Here is a 23,278-nt window from a genome sequence, read left to right as displayed (position 1 = left end):
TTTTCAAAGGTCTTTGTCTCTCTTAAGACAACTCCTATATTCTAGCAAATCTAGAATAGCTTGTCAACACTTTTTTTAAGTTTTTTTACTTCTCGTGTTCGCCGCCCCTTCCGAAGCAGCTTATTTATAATATCATCTCTGACTTATCTTGTCAATAATTTGCAATGATTTTAATTTTCTTTTTTTATAATGTTTTTTAATGGTATTTTTTCTCTCGATTTTACTTAAAAAAAAGAAGAGTAGAACTCCTTACTCTTCTTCATCTTTATTTTTATTTTCAATTCTTTCTTTGACTTCGTCGTAAGATAAGGCATGATTATCTTCTTCTGAGTCTCCAAGAGAATCCTCCGGCATCTTACCAGTCTCATAAATTGACTTGATTTGTGCAGCATCGAGTGTTTCATACTTAAGTAAAGCTTCTGCAATGAGAGCATGTGTTTCTCGGTTTGCATTGATAATTTCAGCTGCTTTGTCATGTGCCTCAACTAAAAGTGATCGAATTTCTTCGTCAATAAGTTGAGCTGTATGAGCTGAGTAAGACTTATCTGTAGTGAATTGTCCTGGATTCATCGCATGATTACCTTCATATTGGACTGGTCCAAGTTTTTCGCTCATACCATATTCAGTAACCATTGCACGTGCCAACTGTGTCGCTTGCTCAAAGTCATTTGAAGCACCTGATGTTTGAACGTTGAAAATAATTTCTTCTGCAACACGTCCACCCATAAGACCTGCCAATTGTTCTTTTAGCTCATCTTTAGATGACAACATCTGATCCTCTTTTGGTAGAGAAATCATATAACCACCTGCGCGACCTCGTGGAACAATAGTAACCTTGTGAACATCACGAGCGCTAGAAAGTGTTAAACCAACAATTGTATGACCCGCTTCATGGTAAGCCACAACTTTACGTTCGTGTTCTGAAACTTGGCGGTCTTTCTTAGATGGTCCAGCAATAACACGATCCTCTGCTTCGTCGATATCACTAGCATCAATTCTAGTCTTACTACGTCGTGCAGCAACTAGAGCTGCTTCATTCAAGACATTCTCCAAGTCTGCTCCAACAAAACCTGGAGTTTGTTGAGCAACAACTTTAAGGTCAACATCTTCAGCCAATGGTTTATTCTTGGCATGGACTTTCAAGATAGCCTCTCGGCCTTTTACATCTGGGCGACCAACAAGAACTTTACGGTCAAAACGGCCTGGACGTAGGAGGGCTGGATCAAGAACATCACTACGGTTGGTTGCAGCAATGACAATGATATTCTCATTTCCATCAAAACCATCCATTTCTATCAACAGTTGGTTAAGGGTTTGTTCACGTTCGTCGTTACCGCCGCCCATTCCAGTACCACGACGACGGCCAACCGCATCGATTTCATCAATAAAGATAATAGCACGTTCGGCCTTTTTTGCGTCTTCAAAAAGACTACGAACACGACTTGCTCCGACACCGACAAACATCTCTACGAAATCAGAACCTGAGATACTAAAGAAAGGAACATCTGCTTCACCAGCAACAGCTTTAGCAAGCAGAGTTTTACCTGTCCCTGGAGGGCCTTCAAGGAGAACACCCTTAGGGATACGTGCACCAAGTGCTTTATATTTACGTGGATTTTTGAGGAAATCTACGACTTCTACAAGTTCTTCTTTTTCTTCTTCAGCACCAGCCACATCTGTGAAACGAACTTTAATATTCTCTTTTGATTGAGTCTTAGCACGGTTGCGGCCAAAATTCATTGCACCGCGGTTACCGCCTTGATTCATCATGAAAAGGAAGAAAATAGCAATCCCAATCAAAGGTAGGTAACTAAAAAGATATGAAATCCAAGCACCACTTGAACTTTCACGTATCATTTTAACATTAACATCAGCTGCTTCTGATGCTGATTGCAATTTCTGCATGGTTGTTTCATTCTGCAGCACAGTCGATGTAAAGCTACGTGTCTCTGATGATGCACTACCTAAAAATGGTAGACTAAGGTCAGTATCAACCTTTTCAGCCTTTTTGTAGCTACCTTTAACTTCAATGATACTACCGTCTGGCTGATAAGTGATAGATTTTACCTTACCATCTTCAATTTTCTTAACCAACTGTGTGTAAGACAATTGTTGACTTGGGCTTTGGCTTCCTCCTGCAAAGTATTGTACTCCGGTTACAACCGCAATAATAACTATGATGTAGAGAAAAGCATTCCGTAAGAAGCCATTATTATTTTTATTATTCATAAATTAATTAGACCTTTACTTATTTTGTATAAATTTCTTCTTTTAGGACACCGACATAAGGGAGGTTACGGTATTTTTCATCATAGTCTAGTCCGAAACCAACGATAAATTCATTAGGGACATCATAACATACGTAATCTGCCTCAATATCAACAACACGACCCTCTGGTTTATCAAAAAGAGTTGCGATTTTGACTGAATTGGCTTTACGGTACTTGAACATATCTCGAAGATAAAGGAGCGTACGACCTGTATCAATGATATCTTCAATAAAGATGATGTCTCGTCCTTCAACATTAGTGTCAACATCTTTAAGAATCTTTACTTCACCACTGCTGACAGTTCCGCCACCATAACTTGAAACGACCATAAAGTCCATCTCAATATGGGTATCAATATGTTTGATAAGTTCTGCCATAAATGGAACAGCACCTTTCAAAACACAGACTAGAAGAGGATTTTTCCCCGCATAATCCTCTGTCAGTTGTTGTCCTAGTTCTTTAGTTTTAGCTACGATATCCTCTTGGGAAAAGAGGACTTTTTTTATGTCTTTTTCTAACATTTGGGTTCCCTTTCTCGAAGTCAATATTCTGTTATTATACCACTTTTACTTCAATCATCGTTATTTGAACATGGTATTTGATTAGAAATTCTTATAAATGACTACAGTGCCATAAAGTATAGCATTTTCAGGTTTTTTTTTCAAATAGAGACGCCCAGCAACATAAAGAAAAATAATATGACCATCTTGTTCTCCTACAATGGCTTTTTGACGATCCTTCTCTAAAATCTTATTGTCTATAAACAGTCGTCTTAATTTTTTATGGTGACTACCAAGGTCAATCTTATCGCCTTCTTTTCTATGACGAATCACTATTGGGGCATCTGACCAAATACTAATAGCATCTGTGTTAGAAACATCATTGAATTCTGAAAAAGTCAAGGTATAATCCTCAAACTCAACAGATTTTCCAAATTCTAAGAGACAAGGAGGCGATAAAGAAATAGACGCTTCTTTCCTTATCAAGAAATATGTCTGTGTTTTTACTAGTTCATAACCATTTTTTAGGGGCATCTTTCCTGAAGCGTTTTTCCTTAGATAACTTATCAATTGATTAAATTGGCCTTTAGAAAGCTGTAAATCAGGAAAGGAGTCTAAATAATTCTGAAGAAGAAAAAGCTGGACAGCATCTGACTGTTGCTGAAAAACAGATAAATCAGTGGTACTAATATCCTTTGTTAACTCTCCTAGAGCTTGCTCCATAAGACCAATCTCCTCGGCTAAAAGACAAAGGTGCTCCTTAATTTTAGGATTTTCCTGAGATAAAGTAGGAAGATAGGACAGTCTGATGCGATTCCGAAGGTAGGCTAGTGAAGTATTACTCCTATCTTCAAAATGGAAAGTTACGGGAAGCTGAGCTTTCGTAAGATGCAAAAAGGGACGAATAATCTGACCAGTGCCAAATGGTCTGATAGCTGAAATTCCTGTCAGGTGTCTTAAACGACTTCCTCTCAACAGTCTCATAAAAATTGTCTCTGCCTGATCATCTGCATGATGGGCTGTTACAAGAGCAGAGTAATCATAATCTTTCATGACCTGCTTAAAAAACTCATAGCGAAAGGTACGGGCAGCATTTTCTGAAAACTTTCCTGAGAATGCACTATAGTGAAAAGGGACCTTGTGTTCCTCTGCCCAATGATGTAAATACGCTTCTTCATGCTCCGACTCTTGTCGTTGTTTATGATTAACGTGAGCAATCCCCAACTGAATATCCAAATCTTTTTGATGGTTATACAAAAAGTGCAGCAAACTCATAGAGTCTGCTCCACCTGATACTGCTACTAAAATTTTCTTGTGCCGGTTAAAATAACCCTTGGCTTGCATCATTTGCAACAATTTTTGTGTCATTATTTCAAAATTCCATAAACATCATCTGCAATTGAGGTGATTTTGTCATAGCCTTCTTTATCCGTAAAAATCGATAAAATAAAGGGAGAATCTGCATAAACAATAGCGACATCATGTTTAAAGTCGTAGGCATCCCCTATTTTATGTGCAACAGGGACATCAATGTTTTTGGAAATACGTTCGCCATCATAGTCCGTGCTTGAAAGATAATTGATAATATCTCCATTTTGTCTATAAACAGCCTCCATCAAAGTACCTGCGGCTCTAGCAGTCAACTCCTTTTTATCCATATTCCACGAGGTCGCTGCGGCTTTATCTACTGATTTTTGGAAGGCTTTATCATACTGATTGGCTACATAATAACCTAATATATTTGTCGCTACATTATCTGAGTTTTGGGCTACAGCCTTTAACAGATTTTCCAAGCTATAATTCTTATCATCAGGCATCTTACTAATCTTTCCAGAACCATCTGGATCATAAGCACCTGGAAAACCATTCACAGCAGAGGTATATTGATACTCATCTAATAATGCTAATTTCTCTTGAGACAGACGTTCCTGTGCATAGTAGAGTACACCAAGCTTCGCTACGCTAGCTGCATACATGCTTTTTTCGTCATTGATAGCAGCTACTCGGTTCGTATCAAGCTGTTTAACATAAACTGAAATGCGCTCTTGATTGTTATACTTCTCATTAAGGACTTTTTGAACAGACTCGATGCGATTATCAGTCGTTGACAAATCAGAAGCGTTAATCCACCCCTCTCCGTCTACCAAATAGTAGGTCCCTGCATGCGTCTGAGCTGCTTGGCTAACCTTAATAGGTTTGAAACTAGCGAGTTTAGAGTCAGCTTTTTCGGTTCCTAACACGTAAGGTTCTTTGTATACCGTTAAACCATCTTTAGTCCAGAAGGTCATATCTACTGGTTTTTGATTATAGATACTATCATCCACAATTGATTTCTGACTAGCGGCTACATAATCACCATCTTGAAGTTGGAAAACAGGTTCACCTTTTGCATTCCAAAAAATAGTAGAAATCGATAGTTTGGTATCCGCTTGGATACTGGTTTTAAATTCGGTTAATTCCTTGTTCTTATAAGTTAGGATATTTGTTATCGTTCTTGGATTTTTAGGAATCTGTTTAAATTGACTCAAGCTAGCTGTAGTATTTTGAGTCAATTTTTGAACCTGTTTTGGGGTCAGAGCTAGCTCCTTCTCCATAGGAAGTAGGACTAGAGGGCTAGAAGATACAAGCACAACAGTTGCAGCTATTAAGAGCTTTTTCATGCTTGTTTCTTCACCTCCTCTTTCCTCGGTAATTCCGTTTTAAGTTGCTGATTTTTTTCTGATAGTTCCTCTAACTTGGCTTCTGAATAGGTTAAAAAAGTTTCTACAGTTTTAAGTAAATCTTTCATTAGGGTAATAAGCTTGGTACAGGATAGATAGACTCTCCTTCACGTGAATAATAGTACTTAGCACGCGCATATTTCTCGGCGAAAGCATCATCCTTAAGTTTCTTAGCCAAATCCTTTCGTTCCTTTGTCTGATCTGACAATTTATCATAGTCTTTCTGAAGCGACAAGACTTCCTTCTCTTGCTGTTTGATGTTCATATAGGTCTCAACCAGATTGTAGGTTGGCAAGATAAAGAGTAAAACAACCACAAAGAGAATCCACCCCATAAAGCGATTCCTTTGTTCGTGTTCGGCACGCTCTAATCGTTGCTCTTGATTGGCACTATCAATGTAATCATTCGTAAGCTGTACAATATTAGGCTTCTTGCTCATCTGCTTCAATCCTTGTTTCACTTATAATCTCGTACATTTTTGCCGCATCTTCTTTTTTCGTACTATCTTTCATTTCTAGAACACGGACAGTCAAGAGTTTATTTCCAAAACGAACTTCCACTTGGTCACCAATTTTTAAATCTGTAGATGACTTAGCGAGTACACCATTTACTTTTATACGCCCTTTATCAGCCACTTCTTTAGCAACTGGACGGCGTTTGATAATTCGTGATACTTTTAAATATTTGTCTAATCTCAATGTTACTGTTTCCTTTTCGTTAGGATATCTCTTCTATGATAGCATTTTTTTTAGAAAATAGGGGACTAAAGCCTTTTCAATACAAAAATAAGAGGATCGACACTAGTCGACCCTCTCAGGAGATTTATGAAAAAGAAAAGTTTTAGGATGTTTTATAGTATAGAGAGACTTACTTAAACTTTCCTTAAGCTTCTTTTTTTTCTTTACGTTCTTTGATTTCCATAAATGTATGTCCAAAAATCTTTAATTCTTCAAGAATTTCATAGTCTTTCTTGTTACGAACATCAAAAGTAATCTCAACTTTCCCCTGGTTATCACTGATTTTTGCTTTTAAATGCGTTTTAGAGATGGCTTCGAAATAATCTTGAGTCAAGAAGAATTTGAGAGAGGCTTTTTCGAAACGAACAGTGATAGTATCGTTCTTACGCTCAACTAATTCTGCAAAGGCAGCATCCAAATAGGCCTTAACCAGACCAATCTCAATGAGATAGGCAACTTGGTCTGGATATTCTCCAAAGCGGTCAATAAGCTCATCTTGAAGGTCTTGATAATCTTTCTGATTCTCAATTTCTCGAATACGCTTATAAATTTCAATTTTTTGGCGCTCGTCAGAAATATAGTCAGAAGGGAGGTAAGCATCAATCTGAAGATTGAACTCTGCATTTCCTTTACGTCGAACTTGAGTTTTACCTTGACGTTTATTGATAGCCTCTTCCAAGAGTTGCGAGTACATCTCGAACCCGACTGAGTCGATGAAACCACTTTGAGAAGCACCAAGAATGTTCCCCGCACCACGAATTGATAAATCACGCATGGCTATTTTGAAACCTGATCCCAGTTCTGTAAAGCCCTTAATAGCATCCAATCGCTTCTCAGAGACTTCCGTCAACACTTTGTCAGGACGATACATGAGATAGGCGTAAGCAATTCGATTACTACGTCCCACACGACCTCTCAACTGATAAAGGGTAGATAAGCCCATATGATCTGCATTCTCAATGAAGAGAGTATTAACGTTGGAGATATCAATCCCTGTCTCGATAATGGTCGTTGCTACCAATACATCGTAATCACCATTCAAGAAATCCAAGAGGGTATTCTCCAACATAACCTCACTCATCTGACCATGAACAAATCCGATACGTGCTTCAGGGACTAGCTCATGTAATTCAGAAACTTTTTGATCAATGGTTTCAACACGATTATAAACATAAAAAATCTGACCACCTCGGTCCATCTCTCTTAATATCGCTTCTCGAATAAGACCAGGATTAGTTTCCATAACATAAGTTTGAACTGGATAACGGTTGGTAGGGGCTGTCTCAATAATCGACAAATCACGAATACCTAGCATAGACATATGAAGCGTACGAGGAATAGGTGTCGCAGTTAGAGTAAGGACATCAACCTTAGCTTTCAACTCCTTAAGTTTCTCTTTATGCTTCACGCCAAAACGTTGTTCTTCATCAATTACTAGCAAGCCTAAGTCAGAAAACTTAACATCTTTAGACAGTAGGCGGTGAGTACCAATAATAATATCAATACGCCCTTTAGCTAGATTTTCAATAGTCTCATTCTGCTCTTTTTTACTTCTAAAACGACTGAGTTCATCTACTTCAACGGCATGATTTTCAAAACGCTCTTTAAAATTCAAATAGTGCTGATGGGCAAGAACCGTTGTAGGAACTAGGATAGCAACTTGCTTTCCATCATTGACTGCCTTGAAGGCGGCACGCATAGCTACCTCTGTCTTACCAAAACCAACATCACCAACCAAGAGACGATCCATGGGTTTGTCTGACTCCATATCTGCCTTAATTTCCTTGCTAGAACGCAATTGATCCTCTGTCTCAGCATAGGCGAAATCATCTTCGAAATCCCTTTGATTATCATCATCTGGTGAAAATGCAAAACCTTTAAGTTGACTGCGTTCGGCATAGAGTTTTAGGAGGTCATCAGCAATATCCTCTACTTGCTTACTTACTTTTTGTTTAGTCTTTTGGAAACGCCCATCATTGAGTTTATTAATTTTAGGCTCTTTCCCGTCCGCTGACACATACTTAGAGAGACTCTCAATCTGCTCAACAGGTAGAGAAATTGTTGCAGCATCCTGATATTGGATGGTCAAGTAGTCACGATGCACCCCTTTAATCTCAATAGTCTCAATACCTTTAAATTGTCCGATACCATGAGTCTGGTGTACAACATAATCACCTTTTTCAAGCTCATTGTAATCTTTTAGACGCTCAGCATTGGAAACGTGACTGGCACGCGCACGACGTTTTACTTTTTTATGGAAAATCTCACGTTCAGTGACCAGAACAAGCTTTTCATCAGCAAAGTAAAAACCATTGGATAAGTTTCCTATAACTAATTGAGGCTTATAAGGAATCAAATCTCCAAAACTACTAAGTGGTAAATCTAAATCATATTCTTCCAAGGTTTCCTTCAAAGATTTGAGTTGCTTTTCAGACCCCACTTGTAAAATAACTGTAGCCTTATTCTTGGTATAGCGATGTATTTCATCAACTAGAAGTGGAAACTGGTTAAAGAACTCCTGCATTGGGTATTGCGTAAATTGATACAACTTATCAAATTTAAGATTTCCCAAGCCCTTATGAAAATTCGAAAAGAAACTAGCTGGCTGATAGTTACGTAAAGTCTTAAATGAATCCACTAAGTAATTTAGATGACTCAGAGACTTGCCTTGGTGAAGATCCTCAGTTAAAAGATTAGCCACCTCCAATTCAAGACGTCCATGGCGGTCCACTATCTTTTGAAAATCATCAATGAATACAGGAGTTCCTTTGGGAAGGTAGTCAAATAAGGTATAAGCCTTATCATAAAAGAGAGACAAAAACTTACGTAAATCTTTATGACGGTATCCATCAATCGTAACCGACAGAACTTCCTCAAGGTAAGCCTTATGAGGACCTTCTGCCTTTGAGACCGCACTTTCTAGGGCCTTCTCAGCACGTTGGTAATCCTCTCTTGTTAAGATAATATCATCTGCTGGTGATACGATAACATGCTCTAAATTGTCTAAAGATTTCTGACTATCGCTATCAAACTGACGAATGCCATCAATCTCGTCTCCAAAAAATTCTAAACGGTAGGGGAGCTCTGAAGTCATTTCATAAATATCTAAAATATCGCCCCTCCGACTAAACTCACCAGGTGAGAGAACTTGCTCCACTCTTTGGTATCCAATATGAGTCAGATGCTTACTGAGAGCCTCTAAATCATGTTCCTCCCCTAGTGTTAAGTCAATGCGAGAGTCTTTATAAACCTTAGGGTTAGGCAAATGTAACTTAGTACCAACTAAACTCATGACCAAAACCCCACTGGCCTCTTTATCCATTAAAAAATTAAGACTTTCAAGACGAGAATGGGTCTTTTCTGGTGAAGAGAAGATAAACTCTGCAGCTACTACATCATCTGCAAAAAAAGAATAAACCTTATCCTCTCCTAAGATAGCTGACAAATCTCCTATCAGTTGCTCAGCTTCATTTTGTGTTGAAGTAACTATTAAAATCTTAGGAACCTGCTCAGAAAGAGCGTATGCCATGACAACTGCCTTGCTGGAACCAGAAAATCCCATGACCAACTGCCTACTCAATAGGGTTACTTTATCACGCCACTCAAGCAATTGATGATTCTTCTCAAAAAGATCTAATAGAGTATTAGCCATTATAACGCCTCATAGTATCTTCGAAATCATTGGTTTTCAGATAATGATTGAGGGCTGTCTCTACCTTGTCTAAAGTCAGTAAAATTGTGGCATAGTCATCTTCACTAAATTTTCCAAGGACATGATTAACGACCGTCATTCCTTTCTGTGGGCGGCCAATACCAATTTTTATACGGTCAAATTCTTGAGTGCCAGTTTCAGCAATGATAGATTTAATACCATTATGACCACCCGCTGAACCTTTTTGACGAAAGCGCAATTTCCCAACTTCCATATCTAAGTCATCGTAAATGACGATAAAATCCTCCATGGGAATATTGTAATAAGCTAGTAATGCTCTAACAGCTAGACCTGATAGATTCATAAAGGTTGTTGGTTTCACAAAATAAACCTTCTCACCGTTTAAAAAGGTCGAAGCCACTTCAGCCTTAAAGGTCCTTTCTTCAGAAAAAGTTAATCCCAGTTCCTTAGCCATTAGGTCAATAGCCATAAAACCAACATTGTGACGTGTCTCATGGTATTTTGAACCAGGATTTCCCAAGCCAACTACTAATTTTGTCATTATTTCTCCTCTTTGATAAACAGCAAAAGGACTGAAAAATACTTTTCAGCCTTGTGCACTATTTTTATTTTCTAAACGTTGAAACGGAATTCCATGATGTCGCCATCTTGGACAACGTATTCTTTTCCTTCTTCACGAAGGCGACCAGCTTCCTTAACAGCTTTCTCAGAACCATATTTAATGAGATCATCGTAAGACATGGTTACGGCACGGATAAAGCCTTTCTCGAAGTCAGAGTGGATAATTCCGGCTGCCTGTGGTGCCTTGATACCGCGTTTAAAGGTCCAAGCACGTACTTCTTTCTCACCAGCAGTAAAGTAAGTTCCAAGACCAAGCAAGTGATAGGCTGCGCGTGTCAGTTTATCAACTCCTGATTCTGTCAAACCAAGGTCTTCCAAGAACATTTCTTTGTCTTCATCATCCAATTCAGAAATTTCTTCCTCAACACGTGCCGAGATAACAACTACTTCTGCATTTTCAGTCGCTGCAAACTCACGAATTTGCTTCACATAATCAATATCATCAGGATTTGCGACCTGATCTTCATCAACGTTAGCCACGTAAAGCACTGGTTTTGTTGTCAAGAGGAAGAGTCCCTTAACAATTTTTTGCTCTTCCTCAGTAAAATCAATCGTACGTGCAGACTTACCATCTTCTAGAACGGGTTTAATCTTTTGAAGAATATTAAACTCTGCTACAGAATCTTTATCTTTTTGTGTACGCGCAATTTTTTCGACACGCGCATAACGTTTGTTAATTGATTCAAGGTCAGCCAAAATCAATTCTAGATTGATTGTATCAATATCAGCCACCGGATCTACAAAGGCATCCTCACGCCCTTGTTCACGCATAACGTTTTCATCATCGAAAGCACGAACCACATGGACAATCGCATCTACTTCACGAATGTTCGCCAAGAACTTATTTCCAAGACCTTCACCCTTTGATGCTCCTTTTACGATACCCGCAATATCTGTGAACTCAAATGTAGTTGGAACTGTCTTTTTAGGGGTAATAAGTTCAGTCAGTTTGGTCAAACGCTCATCTGGTACCTCAACCATACCGACGTTTGGATCAATTGTCGCGAAAGGATAGTTAGCAGCTTCCGCACCCGCTTTTGTAATTGCATTGAAAAGAGTTGATTTACCAACGTTTGGCAAACCGACGATACCTGCTGTTAAAGCCATTAATTTATTTCTCCATAAAAAAGTAATTCAGTTAATTATAACACAAAAATTGTTAAAAATAGGCAACTTCCCTTTGAGAATCATAAAAAGGAAAGCAAGGCAAAGAATGCTATAAAGAAGATGATTAGGGACTTTAGAAAGTCTTTATATTGCTAGTGAACTAATTTTCTTAACATAAAACTCTCGTTATATAGTCTCTCCAACATCTGTTATAAAACCTTCTTAAGTTTCTTCTCGAAATCATGACGACTCATCATGACCACATGATTACAATTCGTACAACGAATCTTAATGTCAGCTCCAAGACGGATTACTTCCCATTCATTAGCTTTTTTTCCTGTTGCTTTGATAGTACAAGCATGTGGTTTTTTCATTTCAACTAAACTTCCAATTTGGTACATAAACTCCCTTTCTAGTAAAAAAGTTATCCACAGTGGATAACTTTTTCGATTTTAGTTTGTTCTTACAGGTGTAATCAATTGAATAAAATTCTCACTGTCATCTGCTGGCGTCAATGTAAATGGACGTACTGGTGAAATGAAACGTACACGGACAGTCTCACTCTTAAGAGCTTTCAAAGCATCTATTAGGTAGGTTGGATTGAAACTAATGACCAAATCACTACCTGAAACATCTTGCACGTCAATATCCTCATTCACCTTTCCGACTTCTGGCGAATTAACATGGGCACTGACACTACCATTAATGATTTCGAGTTTAACGGTACCACTTTGACTAGCATTAGAAATCAAATATGAACGTTCCATAGCAGAACGAAGGCTAGCTGTCTCAAAAACAACTTCTGTTTCAAATGAATCGGACAAGAGACGATTAGTGTCTGGATAATTTCCTTCAAGTAAACGTGTATAGAAAGAAATTGTTTCACTACGGAATAGAATTTGATTTGCTGAGAAGAAGACCTCTAAGTTTTCAATATCATCGCTAAAAACTGCCGACAATTCTTTAAGTGAGCGACTTGGGATTACGACATCAAAGTTATCTGCAGAATGCTCCAAAACAAGTTGACGTTGGCTCATTCGGTGAGAGTCAGTTGCTACAGCTTTGAGATCTTTATGATTTGAAAGAACAAAGTGAACTCCGGTTAAAATTGGACGACTTTCTTGTGTGCTTGCTGCGAATGAAGTTTCAGCAATGATAGATTTTAACACTTTTGTGTCCATGAGTAATGGTGTCAAGCTATCAACTTCCTGAATACGGGGATATTGTTCAACATCTTTCCCTTTTAAAGTAATCTCTGATTTACCACTCTTTAGTAAAACTTGGTATTGTTCGATTTCTTCAAAAGTAAGGGTAACATCAGGCAAGCTTGAGACAACATTAATGAAAAAGTTTGCTTCCAAAAGAATACTACCTGGCTGTGTAATTAATAGACCTGCATTTTCTTCCGAAACTGAAATACTATTTTCAATTGAGATTTGCCCGTTTGATCCTGTTAAATAGATACCATCACTGTTAACTTCGATTTTAATCGTCGATAGAATTGGGATAGCATTTTTAGAAGAAATAGCACGGCGAGTCGTATGAAGTGCTTGTAAGAAATAAGCTTTATTAATCGCAAATTGAATCATGATGCTCCTTTATTTTTATTAGTATTATTTTAGTAGTAGTAGTAGGTCTTGTGGACACTGTGCATAAGTCTACAAAACATAGTTTTATCAAGGCTTTGAACTTGTGCACAGCCTGTGGAAAAGTTTGAATGATTTTTAATAGTTTTCCACAAGTGTCATTTTATCTTGTTTTTGATGGTATCAATTTCAATGCGTAAACTGTCATCTTGGGCAATCATATTTTTGATTTTATTGTATGCATGTAAGACAGTTGAGTGGTCTCTTCCGCCAAATTCTTTTCCAATTTTTGGAAGGGAGTTATCAGTCATTTCACGCGCAAGATACATGGCTACCTGACGTGCCAAGACAATATTTTGTGTTCGTTTAGTTGCCTTAATTTCTTTTACAGTGACATTATAAAATTTCCCTACCTCAGTTTGGATATCCTCAATTGGAATAAGAGTTAACTTAGGACCATCCATTTTACGTGCGCGAATAGCTTCAGCAGCTACCTCAACTGTGATAGTATCTAACTGGCGAACATTGGCAACTAAGCTAATATCTTTTAATGCCCCCTCCAAGTCACGGACATTTGAATCAAATTGGCCAGCTAAATACTCAATTGTTTCAGGAGGAAAATGATAATCATAGTCCATAATCTTATTAGTAAGAATGGCCACTCGCGTTTCAAAGTCAGGTGGTGTGATATTGACGGTTAACCCCCATTTAAAGCGCGTGACAAGACGCTCTTCCATCTCGTTCAATTGATCTGGATTACGGTCGCTGGTCAGGACAATTTGTTTGTTATTATTGTGAAGGACATTGAAAGTATTGAAGAATTCCTCTTGAGTGGCTTGCGTTGATTTTTTAGCCAATGATTGAATATCGTCAATTAAGAGAACGTCCAGATGACGATATTTAAGTTTTAGTTCGTCCATTTTATCTAAACGGATATGTACAACAAATTCATTAATAAAATTCTCTGCAGTGATGTATTTAATGCGTGCTTGAGGATTATCATGTAAGACCTTGTTTCCAATGGCATTGAGCAAGTGAGTTTTCCCGAGACCAGGTCCTCCGTAAATAAATAGAGGGTTATAAGTAGCTCCTGGTGAGTCAGCTACAGCTAAAGATGCAGCAACTGACCAACGATTTTCATCCCCTTGGATAAAATTATCAAAGGTATACTTACTATTTAAGTCTGAGTCCAATGTAGGAAGAGCAGGGGTCTGCTGTTCCTTTTTATTACCAAAGTCATTATTTGCTACAGTTGAATTTGCCTCGTTTATGAGCGCTTCGTCAAAGACGTACTCAACTTTTATTTCACTATTATAGGCTTCAAAACCAGCCATCAAAATGAAAGATTGCATATTCTTTTCCCAGAATAGCTTTTTGACTTCTTCAAGCAGAATTGTAGCAACGTTATTTTGAACTTTGATGAGCTTGGTGTCTAGGACATAATAATCAAAAGTGGCTTGTGTTAGTTCCTCTTTGGCTAGCTCTAAGAGCTTATTCCAAAAAAAATGCTCTTTTTCGGTCATTCCATCAATTCTCCTTCTTTATTCTTGTTCTCTGATTCTATCATAAAACAAAAAAGTTTTCCACAGGTCAGAAGATAAAAGTTTCTCGAGTTATCCACAGCTAAAAAAAGACAATTCACATTGTGCACAAGAGTTATCCACAAGTTGTGAATAAAAAAAGAAACCCTCTAAAATAAAGGGAGGGCAACATTTTTATGATGTGGATAAGTTTGTTTCTCTTTTCTCATCAATTCACAGGTCAAATTAGCTTGTTGATAATTCTGTTAAAATCTTCTTCCGTCGAAAAGTGGATCTGAATAGTTCCAGAGTGATTTTTGTGATAACGAAGAGTAACGGGGAGACCAAGTGATTTTTCTAGTTCTTTTTCTTTATCTTTTATGTGAATATCTTTTTTTGATTTTTGTTTTTTAGGAAGTTCTTGAAGTCTTTTTTCCAGAGTACGAACGGACCATTTTTCAGTAAGCACCTGATGATAGATAGTTAATTGCTTTTGGGTATCCTCAACAGATAAAAGCGCTCTAGCATGTCCTTGACTCAGTTTGCCATTTTCGATACTTGTCTGTATCTCTTTGGGAAGTTGGAGGAGTCTGAGAGCGTTACTGATATAGGGCCTGGATTTCCCCATAGCTTTTGCCAGTTCCTCGTGACTGTAAGCTAACTCATTAATTAAACTACGATAGGCCTTTGCTTCTTCAATAGGATTGAGATTCGAGCGTTGTAAATTTTCAATAATAGCTTGTTTACGACTCTCTTGATCTGAGACTTCCTTTACGACTGCAGGGATTTCTGTCATTCCCAGACGTTTACATGCACGTAAACGTCTTTCCCCAGCAATTAGTTCATAACCAATAATGTCCGATTTTCGGACAATGATTGGCTGTATCAGTCCATTTTCAGCGATTGATTGGCTCAGTTCTGCTAATTCTTCATCAGAGAATTCTATACGAGGTTGAAAAGGATTTGGGTAGATTTCACTAATAGGTAAAGCTTTGAGTTGTTCTTGCATGTTATTCCTTTCCAAAAAAGACCTTTACATTATTGTAAAGGTCTTTTGACAGATTTGTCAATGACTTAGTCAGATAAGTCTTCTGTAGATTTTGTTAATTTAAGTTCTTCAGTTTTCTTCTCTTTACCACGATAGAAGGTTACCTTGATTGTATCTCCGATACTATGGCTGTAAAGATTGGTTTGAATATCAGTTTTTGAGCTGATTTCCTTACCGTCAATTTCAGTAATAACATCATTTTCTTGAAGTTTACCGTCAGCTGGCATACCTTTTTGAACGCTACCGACAACAACTCCAGATTTAACTTCATCTGGTAAATCTAATTTAGAAGTTGCACTGCTAGAAAGGCTATTAAGATCGGCCATTGAGATTCCTAGGGCTGGGCGTGTAACTTTACCGTCTTTTTCCAATTGATTAATGATTTCGACAACATCGTTTGATGGAATGGCGAATCCCATACCTTCAACGGCACTACCAGCGACTGCTGACGTTGATGAAATCTTACTTGAGTTAATACCAATAACTTGTCCTTCAATATTGACTAAGGCACCACCAGAGTTACCAGGGTTAATGGCAGCATCTGTTTGGATAGCATTTGTTGAGACAGTTTCACCATTGTCGTTTTGCATAGTTACGGTACGGCTAAGGCTAGATACGATTCCCTCTGTTACTGAGTTGGCGTATTCGGTACCAAGTGGGCTACCGATAGCAATTGCCTTTTCACCAACTGTGAGGGAGTTTGAATCTGCAAATTCTGCGACGGTTTTTATTTTATCTGAAGAAACTTTGACAACTGCTAGGTCAGAGTAAGTATCTTTACCAACGAGTTCACCAGTAATTTTTGATCCATCTGAAAGCATGATTTCAAGTTTTTTAGCACCATCAACAACGTGGTTGTTGGTTACGATGTAGGCCTCTTTCCCATCTTTTTTATAGATAACACCGGAACCTTCACCAGCGACTTGCAATCCATCAGAATCTTTTGATTTGTCTTGGCTAGAATCAGAACTATCATCTCCACCAAAAATACGACCATAAAGTTCATTTAGGGAATCTGAAGATGAGCCTTCTTGGTAATTGATGACAGAAACAACGGCATTTTGTACTTTCTTAACGGCCTTAGTTGTATCTGTTGTATTGTTGTATACGGTCTTAGCTGTTTTAACACCTGTATCTGTTGTATTGGTAAAAGATACCCCTGCTGCTGTTAATAGGATAAAGGCACCTAGTAGACCACCTAGTAAGCCAATAACAAGCATTGCAATTGGCGCTACTATTTTTTTCCAGTTAAATTTTTTCACGTTTAGTCCTCCTTTTTGATAAACATATCAAAGTAAGCTTAATTATATCATAAAGTGATTTTAAAAAACAGTTATCAACAGTCTGTGGATAAGTTTCAAAAAGTGTAGATAAAAAGCGATTTTATAAGGATAACTATAGATGCTTGACACGAAAAAGGTGTGGATAAGGTGTTAAAAGATTGTGGATATGTGCTATAATAAGCCTATGAAAGTTAAATTGATTACCGTTGGAAAACTGAAAGAAAAATATTTGAAAGATGGCATTGCGGAGTTTGTCAAACGACTAGGACGCTTCACAAAATTTGAATCTATAGAATTAACGGATGAAAAGACGCCAGATAATGCAAGTGAAGCTGAAAATAAAGCTATCCTAGACAAAGAAGGACAGCGTATCTTGGCTAAAGTAGGTGATCGTGATTATGTCATTGCCTTAGCTATTGAAGGAAAACAATTTCCCTCGGAACAATTTGCTAAAGAGTTAGAGCAAGTGACCCTTAGAGGCTATTCAGATATTACTTTTATTATAGGGGGCAGTTTGGGACTCTCTCCAACAGTAAAAAAGAGAGCTAATCGATTGATGAGTTTTGGTCTCTTAACATTCCCTCATCAGCTTATGCGCCTTGTATTAGTAGAACAAATTTATCGTGCATTCATGATTCAGCAGGGAAGTCCTTATCATAAGTAGAAAAAAGGAAACAGACATGTTCAGAATGAAAAAACGCTCCTATCGTGTTTTTGAAGGATTACGAGTAGCAACTCTAGTTAGTTATATAGGAGGCTTCATTGATGCCTATACTTACAATACTCAAGACGGTCGATTTGCAAGTATCCAGACAGGCAATCTCCTCTATTTGGTCATTCACCTTGTTGAGGGGCATATTGCAAGAGCTTTTAGCTATGTAATACCTATCTTTTTCTTTGTTTTAGGTCAGTTTTTTGTTTTTTTTGTTAAGAAGTGGCTCATTAACCATAAGTGGGGATGGCATTTGCAAGCGATTAGACTTGCCCTTCTCTTGATGACTATTCTTGCAATTATTACACCATACGTTGATTCTACTATTACGATTGCAGGCTTGGCATTCTTCGCCTCTCTTCAAGTAGGTATTTTTAAGCGAGTCAGAGGTGTAAATTATGCTTCCTTTATGATGACTGGTAATATTACTAATACTTCTTTAACCATTGCTAGGGCTATTGACGAGGGTGATGCCAAAGCGCTTAAACAAGCTTCTTATACAACTATTATCATCTTTACATTCATGGTAGGAGTCGCAGCCTCAACTTGGTTTGCTCAATATTTACATGAATACAGCCTATATACGACTTTGCTTCCCTTGTTTGTTTTAAATTATTTCTTATTTATCGAGGCAAAAGAAAAACGCAACTAGAAATTCTAGATTGCGTTTTTTATCTGATCCCAGCAGGATTCGAACCTGCGACCGTTCGCTTAGAAGGCGAATGCTCTATCCAGCTGAGCTATGGGACCAATAACTCTATTAGTTTACAAAATATATAGCAACATGTCAATACTTTGTAAAAGCAAGATAAAAACTAAGGTAAAATTCGAATAAATTTAGCAAAATTTAATATTTTTTTTGAAAAAAAGTATAGACAAAATCGAATACTCTGATATAATAATAAGAGTATTAACGAGATAAAAATCTCAGAACTTGGTCCGTTGGTCAAGGGGTTAAGACACCGCCTTTTCACGGCGGTAACACGGGTTCGAATCCCGTACGGACTATTTTTGCTACTTAGCAGTTTTATCCGCCATAGCTCAGTTGGTAGTAGCGCATGACTGTTAATCATGATGTCGTAGGTTCGAGTCCTACTGGCGGAGTGATAAGACACCTCAAGTTGTATAGCTTGAGTTTTTTTGTACCCAAAGTTAAATAGGTCTGGAACACTTGTTCCAGACCTATTTAATTTAAGATAATCAGCTTTTTTGAATAATAGTTGTTTTTCTGATGAAGTAAGCGTAGCAACAAAATATGATACTTGCCAATAGACTAATCAATGAACCTGTCTTAAGTCCATAGGGAATAAAGGTTAGAACAACTTTTCCTTTTCCACTAGGGACATCGACTTTCATGAACCCCTTTTGAGCTCGTTGAATCTTAACTTTTTTATGATTTATGGTCGCTGTCCATCCCTTATCATATGGAATGGTAAAGAATAGTGACGCATTCGTTTTACTGCTATAATCAACGAACACTTTATTTTTTGACGTAGTAACCTTGCTATCACGTTCATTAATAGTATTCATAGCTATCTGATAGTTTTGAGTATCAAGGGCATAAAAACTAGGATTATCAAAGGATATTGCTTTATTGCCAGGGAAACTAAGTTTGATGGTAACCATTGATTCTGTTTCAAAGTAGCCAAGGTCAAAGAAATCAAAGGTATTGTCAGTAACTTGATTCTTTGTCACACCGTTTACAGTAATTGACAGAGTGTGGTTATTGTCATCAGACCAAGAAATATTAGGAATACTAACATAGAGTTGACTATGTGGTGGAGCAATAACTTGATAGGTGATTGTTACAAAATCTTTATTCGAGTTGCTAACGTTTTTAGCCACGCGCTGATTCAAAGATCTAGCATCCTTATCAAACAGTTGAGATGGAGCTCGTTTAAAATAGGTTAAGTTAAGTCCAGAGAGAGTATTCAGCAAGCTAGTTTGATTGTCAAGCGTATTGACAGTGAAGTCAATATTATTGTAAATGCTATCAGTTAAGATAGCAAGCTGGCTTGCATTATTATTTTGATAAAGTCCCATTGTTTTCTCAGAAGTTACGTGATTAAAACCATACTTATTAAGGTCAAAGTTCGATAAATTATATTTTATTCCGAAGAGACTATCAGCGATAATGGTGTTATTTTGGTAACGTAGGTTTAAATTAGTCCCTTCAGATTTGAAGCCTAACCTATCGAGTGTTGAGCTTGAAGCAGTATTTCGAATGGATGAAAACTGAGAAATACCATTATAGTTAAATTTCATACTGTCGTTACCAGTTTGAGCCTCTAACCTTTCAGTACGGTAAAAAGTCTTATTCGCTTGCTTAGTATCTGAAACTAGTTTTGTAATGGCAGACATATTTCGTAGGTAGCCTTCACGAGTTGGGAATACCCACTCATTTCCCAGAGCTCCAACAACATAGTAAGTACTTAATGCAAGCTCAAAAATGCAGAATAAGAAGGTGAAACAGCGAAAAACACTCCCAGGAATTTGCTGTCTAAAATAGCTAATAAATAGAATGGCATAGGCTAGAAGAAATGCTAGGCTTAATAGCCAGGAGACTGATTCAATGAAGCTATAGTGAGATTGGAAAATCCAAGTTAGTAAGTAAGCGGTACTCAATCCTAAGAAAGATAGGAGGAGTCTTTTAAAAGAAAAGTTTTTAATTCGGTTGAGTGTTTCTCCTGCCAAAAGAACAATTAGGAGAGATAGGAGCCAAGAATAGCGATGGAGAAACATGTTGGGTGCATGCATTCCTTGCCAAAACAAATCAAGAGGCTGTAAGTAGAAGCTAGCGATAAAGAAAGCTACTAATAGGAGATAACCTATACGTAATGATAGCTTGACTTCCCTACTAATAAATAAAAGTAGAAAAAGAATCAAAGGTAAGATTCCCACATAGATCATAGGTATTGATCCAAATTTAGTAGTATCGTAAACTCCAACGAGATTTTTCGCAAAGAAGTCAAAATAATAGGTGGAATCTGTCAACAAACTTGACGCCCCTGTAAACTTTTCACCATGTGTGGTCAAGTCAAGTAGTGTAGGCAGTAACATGACAGCACTACTTAAACCAGCAAGTATAGAAACAATTCCAAAGTCTATGAAATGAAGAATCTTACTCTTCCACCCCTTGATAGTTATCAATTGTACTATGGTGTAAAGGGTTAGGAAAATCGCCATCATATATCCAAAATAGTAGTTTTGGATAAAAAGGCAGGTTAGACTAAAAAAGTATAAGCCCCGTCTATTGAATCTTAGTAAGAGGTGTAAACCTAATATGATTAGAGGTGCTAGAATAAAGGCATCTAGCCAGGTGTTAATTTCTAACTGACTGGTAGCAAAGCTCATCAAAGCAAATCCTGTAGAAAGACATAGGATGAAACTTCTTGACACTTTTGTAAAGAGACGCTTAAAGCTAAAAGCTCCTGAGAGCCCAATAAGACCAAACTTAAGCAGTGTTATATAATAAAAAGCATCGGCCATTTGGTTGACAGTAAAGAAATAGTAAAGTGGAGACAAGAAGGAACCTAAGTAATAGCTTGTTAGAGCATAGAAATTAAGACCTAGCCCACTTGTAAAGGTGTAAAAGAGGCTTCCATCTCCATGAAGTATATTCCTAAGTCCAGTTGCAAAAATCACATACTGATGAAAACCATCACTTGTTAAAATAGTCCGCTCACTACCAGGATAGATTTTTTGGCTATACAGCACACCTATCATGATTAGTACTGGCAAGAAAAAGGCAGCCAGATAAAATAATAAAGTCGTATGGTATTTTTTATTTGTCATAATGATACTAAGACAGGTTGGGATATCCCAACCTGCATCTTTTTATAGTTTAATCAGCCCATAGTGCTTTGACTTTAGCTTGCACTTCTTCATTTTCAAGGAATTCATCATAAGTTTCATCAATACGGTCAATAACCCCATTTTTAGAAACGACTACGATGTGGTTCGCTATTGTTTGGATAAATTCATGGTCATGACTGGCAAAGATAACAGACTCTTTGAAGTCACGGACACCATCATTCAGACTTGAGATTGATTCCAAATCCAAGTGATTAGTAGGATCATCTAGAAGAAGGACGTTAGATTTCAAAAGCATGAGCTTAGAAAGCATGACACGTACCTTTTCTCCCCCTGAGAGAACACTAACAGATTTATTAACCTCATCTCCTGAGAAGAGCATACGTCCAAGGAATCCACGCAAGAAGGTATCATCATCTTCACCTTTTTCGGCAAATTGACGGAGCCATTCGAGAATTGATTCACCGGATGCAAAGTCTTTAGAATTATCTTTTGGAAGGTAAGAGCGGCTAGTAGTAACACCCCATTTGATTGTACCTTCGTAGTCAATATCATCGGCAAGAGCACGAATCAATGCAGTTGTTTGAATATCGTTTTGACCGATGATGGCAGTCTTATCTCCTGGTCGCAAGATGAAACTAATGTTATCAAGAATAGTCTCACCATCCATCTTAACAGTGAGATTTTCAACTGTTAGAAGGTCATTACCGATTTCACGCTCTGCTTTAAAATTGATGAATGGGTATTTACGACTTGATGGGACGATTTCTTCTAGTTCAATTTTATCAAGCATTTTCTTACGAGAAGTCGCTTGTTTAGATTTTGAAGCGTTGGCAGAGAAACGTGCAACGAATTCTTGAAGTTCTTTGATTTTTTCTTCTGCTTTTGCATTACGGTCAGCCTGCAAGCGTGCAGCCAATTCTGAAGATTGTTTCCAGAAGTCATAGTTACCGACATAGAGTTTGATTTTACCAAAGTCAAGGTCGGCCATATGCGTACATACCTTATTCAAGAAATGACGGTCATGGGATACGACAATGACCGTATTTTCAAAATCAATCAAGAAATCTTCAAGCCAAGAGATTGACTGGATATCAAGACCGTTGGTAGGTTCGTCAAGAAGAAGTACATCAGGTTTACCAAAAAGCGCTTTTGCAAGGAGCACCTTCACCTTGTCACCATTAGCCAATTCACTCATGTTTTGATAGTGAAGGTCTTCTGAGATATTTAGGTTCTGAAGTAATTGTGAGGCTTCACTTTCAGCTTCCCAACCACCTAATTCAGCAAATAGACCTTCTAATTCAGCAGCACGGACACCATCTTCATCTGAAAAATCTTCCTTCATGTAGATGGCATCTTTTTCTTTCATAATATCGTAGAGGCGTTCATTCCCCATGATAACAACATCAATGACGCGTTCATCTTCATAGTCAAAGTGGTTCTGACGAAGAACAGAAAGACGCTCATCAGGACCAAGAGAGATATGTCCTGTTGTTGGTTCGATATCACCAGCTAAAATTTTCAAAAAAGTAGATTTACCAGCACCATTGGCACCGATAAGACCGTAAGTATTACCTGGCGTGAAGGCAATATTAACATCATCAAAAAGTTTACGATCGCTAAAACGAAGCGATACATCCGATACAGTAAGCATATAATATCCTTTATTTTTATTCTTAACTACTATT

General features: G+C 37.7%; 19 protein-coding genes and 3 tRNA genes. 4 read left to right on the top strand and 18 right to left on the bottom strand.

Annotated elements, in window-relative coordinates:
- Positions 1–249: 249 nt before the first annotated feature.
- The 15 genes from ftsH to H7U02_RS01215 form a co-directional block, all read right to left on the bottom strand.
- A complete protein-coding gene (gene ftsH / locus H7U02_RS01285) occupies positions 250–2,229 on the bottom strand; it encodes an ATP-dependent zinc metalloprotease FtsH (RefSeq protein ID WP_002883966.1) in 1,980 nt (659 codons plus the stop codon).
- 19 nt (positions 2,230–2,248) lie between these two features.
- On the bottom strand, positions 2,249–2,791 hold the full coding sequence (gene hpt / locus H7U02_RS01280; RefSeq protein WP_002883962.1) for a hypoxanthine phosphoribosyltransferase: 543 nt from the start codon (positions 2,789–2,791) through the stop codon (positions 2,249–2,251).
- 81 nt (positions 2,792–2,872) lie between these two features.
- A complete protein-coding gene (gene tilS / locus H7U02_RS01275; RefSeq protein WP_073690160.1) occupies positions 2,873–4,138 on the bottom strand; it encodes a tRNA lysidine(34) synthetase TilS in 1,266 nt (421 codons plus the stop codon).
- Complete coding sequence (locus H7U02_RS01270; protein WP_073690161.1) at positions 4,138–5,430, bottom strand: serine hydrolase; 1,293 nt, start codon at positions 5,428–5,430, stop codon at positions 4,138–4,140. The genes tilS and H7U02_RS01270 overlap by 1 nt, the downstream gene beginning before the upstream one ends.
- Positions 5,427–5,558 (bottom strand): SP_0009 family protein, encoded by a 132-nt coding sequence (locus tag H7U02_RS01265; protein WP_002883955.1) that lies wholly within the window; start codon positions 5,556–5,558, stop codon positions 5,427–5,429. The genes H7U02_RS01270 and H7U02_RS01265 overlap by 4 nt, the downstream gene beginning before the upstream one ends.
- Positions 5,558–5,929: an FtsB family cell division protein gene (locus tag H7U02_RS01260; RefSeq protein WP_037597264.1), complete on the bottom strand. Its 372-nt coding sequence runs from the start codon at positions 5,927–5,929 to the stop codon at positions 5,558–5,560. Before H7U02_RS01260 ends, H7U02_RS01265 begins: the two co-directional genes overlap by 1 nt.
- Positions 5,913–6,188, bottom strand: coding sequence for an RNA-binding S4 domain-containing protein (locus tag H7U02_RS01255; RefSeq protein WP_002883975.1), 276 nt, complete (start codon positions 6,186–6,188; stop codon positions 5,913–5,915). Before H7U02_RS01255 ends, H7U02_RS01260 begins: the two co-directional genes overlap by 17 nt.
- A 184-nt stretch (positions 6,189–6,372) precedes the next feature.
- Positions 6,373–9,879 carry a transcription-repair coupling factor gene (gene mfd, locus H7U02_RS01250; RefSeq protein ID WP_201042633.1) on the bottom strand — a complete coding sequence of 1,169 codons (3,507 nt, stop codon included), beginning with the start codon at positions 9,877–9,879 and terminating at the stop codon, positions 6,373–6,375.
- Positions 9,872–10,441, bottom strand: a complete 570-nt coding sequence (pth, locus tag H7U02_RS01245; RefSeq protein WP_037597255.1) for an aminoacyl-tRNA hydrolase — start codon at positions 10,439–10,441, stop codon at positions 9,872–9,874. Before pth ends, mfd begins: the two co-directional genes overlap by 8 nt.
- A 71-nt stretch (positions 10,442–10,512) precedes the next feature.
- On the bottom strand, positions 10,513–11,628 hold the full coding sequence (ychF, locus tag H7U02_RS01240; RefSeq protein ID WP_073690163.1) for a redox-regulated ATPase YchF: 1,116 nt from the start codon (positions 11,626–11,628) through the stop codon (positions 10,513–10,515).
- 209 nt (positions 11,629–11,837) lie between these two features.
- Positions 11,838–12,029, bottom strand: a complete 192-nt coding sequence (locus tag H7U02_RS01235; RefSeq protein ID WP_110980769.1) for a DUF951 domain-containing protein — start codon at positions 12,027–12,029, stop codon at positions 11,838–11,840.
- 51 nt (positions 12,030–12,080) lie between these two features.
- Positions 12,081–13,217, bottom strand: coding sequence for a DNA polymerase III subunit beta (gene dnaN / locus H7U02_RS01230; protein WP_110980770.1), 1,137 nt, complete (start codon positions 13,215–13,217; stop codon positions 12,081–12,083).
- Positions 13,218–13,372: 155 nt separating this feature from the next.
- On the bottom strand, positions 13,373–14,737 hold the full coding sequence (gene dnaA, locus H7U02_RS01225; protein ID WP_037599382.1) for a chromosomal replication initiator protein DnaA: 1,365 nt from the start codon (positions 14,735–14,737) through the stop codon (positions 13,373–13,375).
- A 238-nt stretch (positions 14,738–14,975) separates the two neighbouring features.
- A complete protein-coding gene (locus H7U02_RS01220; RefSeq protein WP_037598566.1) occupies positions 14,976–15,743 on the bottom strand; it encodes a ParB/RepB/Spo0J family partition protein in 768 nt (255 codons plus the stop codon).
- A 65-nt stretch (positions 15,744–15,808) separates the two neighbouring features.
- Positions 15,809–17,044, bottom strand: coding sequence for a S1C family serine protease (locus H7U02_RS01215; RefSeq protein ID WP_002892211.1), 1,236 nt, complete (start codon positions 17,042–17,044; stop codon positions 15,809–15,811).
- 205 nt (positions 17,045–17,249) lie between these two features.
- Between H7U02_RS01215 and rlmH the strand changes: the two genes are divergently transcribed.
- Complete coding sequence (gene rlmH, locus H7U02_RS01210) at positions 17,250–17,729, top strand: 23S rRNA (pseudouridine(1915)-N(3))-methyltransferase RlmH (protein WP_107373293.1); 480 nt, start codon at positions 17,250–17,252, stop codon at positions 17,727–17,729.
- Positions 17,730–17,745: 16 nt separating this feature from the next.
- Positions 17,746–18,429 carry a YoaK family protein gene (locus H7U02_RS01205; RefSeq protein WP_002892206.1) on the top strand — a complete coding sequence of 228 codons (684 nt, stop codon included), beginning with the start codon at positions 17,746–17,748 and terminating at the stop codon, positions 18,427–18,429.
- A gap of 24 nt (positions 18,430–18,453) precedes the next feature.
- On the opposite strand, the gene H7U02_RS01200 is transcribed toward H7U02_RS01205, so the two are convergent.
- Positions 18,454–18,527: transfer RNA gene (locus H7U02_RS01200), tRNA-Arg, on the bottom strand.
- Positions 18,528–18,713: 186 nt separating this feature from the next.
- Between H7U02_RS01200 and H7U02_RS01195 the strand changes: the two genes are divergently transcribed.
- Both H7U02_RS01195 and H7U02_RS01190 read left to right on the top strand, forming a co-directional pair.
- Positions 18,714–18,785, top strand: a tRNA-Glu gene (locus H7U02_RS01195).
- A gap of 22 nt (positions 18,786–18,807) precedes the next feature.
- Positions 18,808–18,881 (top strand) — tRNA-Asn (locus H7U02_RS01190).
- A 96-nt stretch (positions 18,882–18,977) separates the two neighbouring features.
- Here the strand turns inward: H7U02_RS01190 and H7U02_RS01185 are convergent.
- Together H7U02_RS01185 and H7U02_RS01180 are read right to left on the bottom strand one after the other, a co-directional pair.
- Entirely contained in the window at positions 18,978–21,572 is a 2,595-nt protein-coding gene (locus H7U02_RS01185; RefSeq protein ID WP_107372429.1) for a YfhO family protein, read from the bottom strand.
- Between the two features lie 49 nt (positions 21,573–21,621).
- Positions 21,622–23,244, bottom strand: a complete 1,623-nt coding sequence (locus H7U02_RS01180) for an ABC-F family ATP-binding cassette domain-containing protein (RefSeq protein WP_037602413.1) — start codon at positions 23,242–23,244, stop codon at positions 21,622–21,624.
- Between the last annotated feature and the right edge of the window lie 34 nt (positions 23,245–23,278).

The organism is Streptococcus sp. 3.1, from assembly GCF_016648915.1.
Classification (GTDB): Bacteria; Bacillota; Bacilli; order Lactobacillales; family Streptococcaceae; genus Streptococcus; species Streptococcus salivarius_E.
This window is presented reverse-complemented; position numbering and strand designations above follow the sequence as displayed.

Bases quoted from the DNA above. Each gene is read 5' to 3' on its own strand.
- ftsH (WP_002883966.1), bottom strand. From the start codon at position 2,229: ATGAATAATAAAAATAATAATGGCTTCTTACGGAATGCTTTTCTCTAC.
- pth (WP_037597255.1), bottom strand. From the start codon at position 10,441: ATGACAAAATTAGTAGTTGGCTTGGGAAATCCTGGTTCAAAATACCAT.
- dnaA (WP_037599382.1), bottom strand. From the start codon at position 14,737: ATGACCGAAAAAGAGCATTTTTTTTGGAATAAGCTCTTAGAGCTAGCC.
- H7U02_RS01270 (WP_073690161.1), bottom strand. From the start codon at position 5,430: ATGAAAAAGCTCTTAATAGCTGCAACTGTTGTGCTTGTATCTTCTAGC.
- tilS (WP_073690160.1), bottom strand. From the start codon at position 4,138: ATGACACAAAAATTGTTGCAAATGATGCAAGCCAAGGGTTATTTTAAC.
- H7U02_RS01265 (WP_002883955.1), bottom strand. From the start codon at position 5,558: ATGAAAGATTTACTTAAAACTGTAGAAACTTTTTTAACCTATTCAGAA.
- H7U02_RS01180 (WP_037602413.1), bottom strand. From the start codon at position 23,244: ATGCTTACTGTATCGGATGTATCGCTTCGTTTTAGCGATCGTAAACTT.
- H7U02_RS01220 (WP_037598566.1), bottom strand. From the start codon at position 15,743: ATGCAAGAACAACTCAAAGCTTTACCTATTAGTGAAATCTACCCAAAT.
- H7U02_RS01185 (WP_107372429.1), bottom strand. From the start codon at position 21,572: ATGACAAATAAAAAATACCATACGACTTTATTATTTTATCTGGCTGCC.
- rlmH (WP_107373293.1), top strand. From the start codon at position 17,250: ATGAAAGTTAAATTGATTACCGTTGGAAAACTGAAAGAAAAATATTTG.
- ychF (WP_073690163.1), bottom strand. From the start codon at position 11,628: ATGGCTTTAACAGCAGGTATCGTCGGTTTGCCAAACGTTGGTAAATCA.
- dnaN (WP_110980770.1), bottom strand. From the start codon at position 13,217: ATGATTCAATTTGCGATTAATAAAGCTTATTTCTTACAAGCACTTCAT.
- H7U02_RS01235 (WP_110980769.1), bottom strand. From the start codon at position 12,029: ATGTACCAAATTGGAAGTTTAGTTGAAATGAAAAAACCACATGCTTGT.
- mfd (WP_201042633.1), bottom strand. From the start codon at position 9,879: ATGGCTAATACTCTATTAGATCTTTTTGAGAAGAATCATCAATTGCTT.
- H7U02_RS01260 (WP_037597264.1), bottom strand. From the start codon at position 5,929: ATGAGCAAGAAGCCTAATATTGTACAGCTTACGAATGATTACATTGAT.
- hpt (WP_002883962.1), bottom strand. From the start codon at position 2,791: ATGTTAGAAAAAGACATAAAAAAAGTCCTCTTTTCCCAAGAGGATATC.
- H7U02_RS01205 (WP_002892206.1), top strand. From the start codon at position 17,746: ATGTTCAGAATGAAAAAACGCTCCTATCGTGTTTTTGAAGGATTACGA.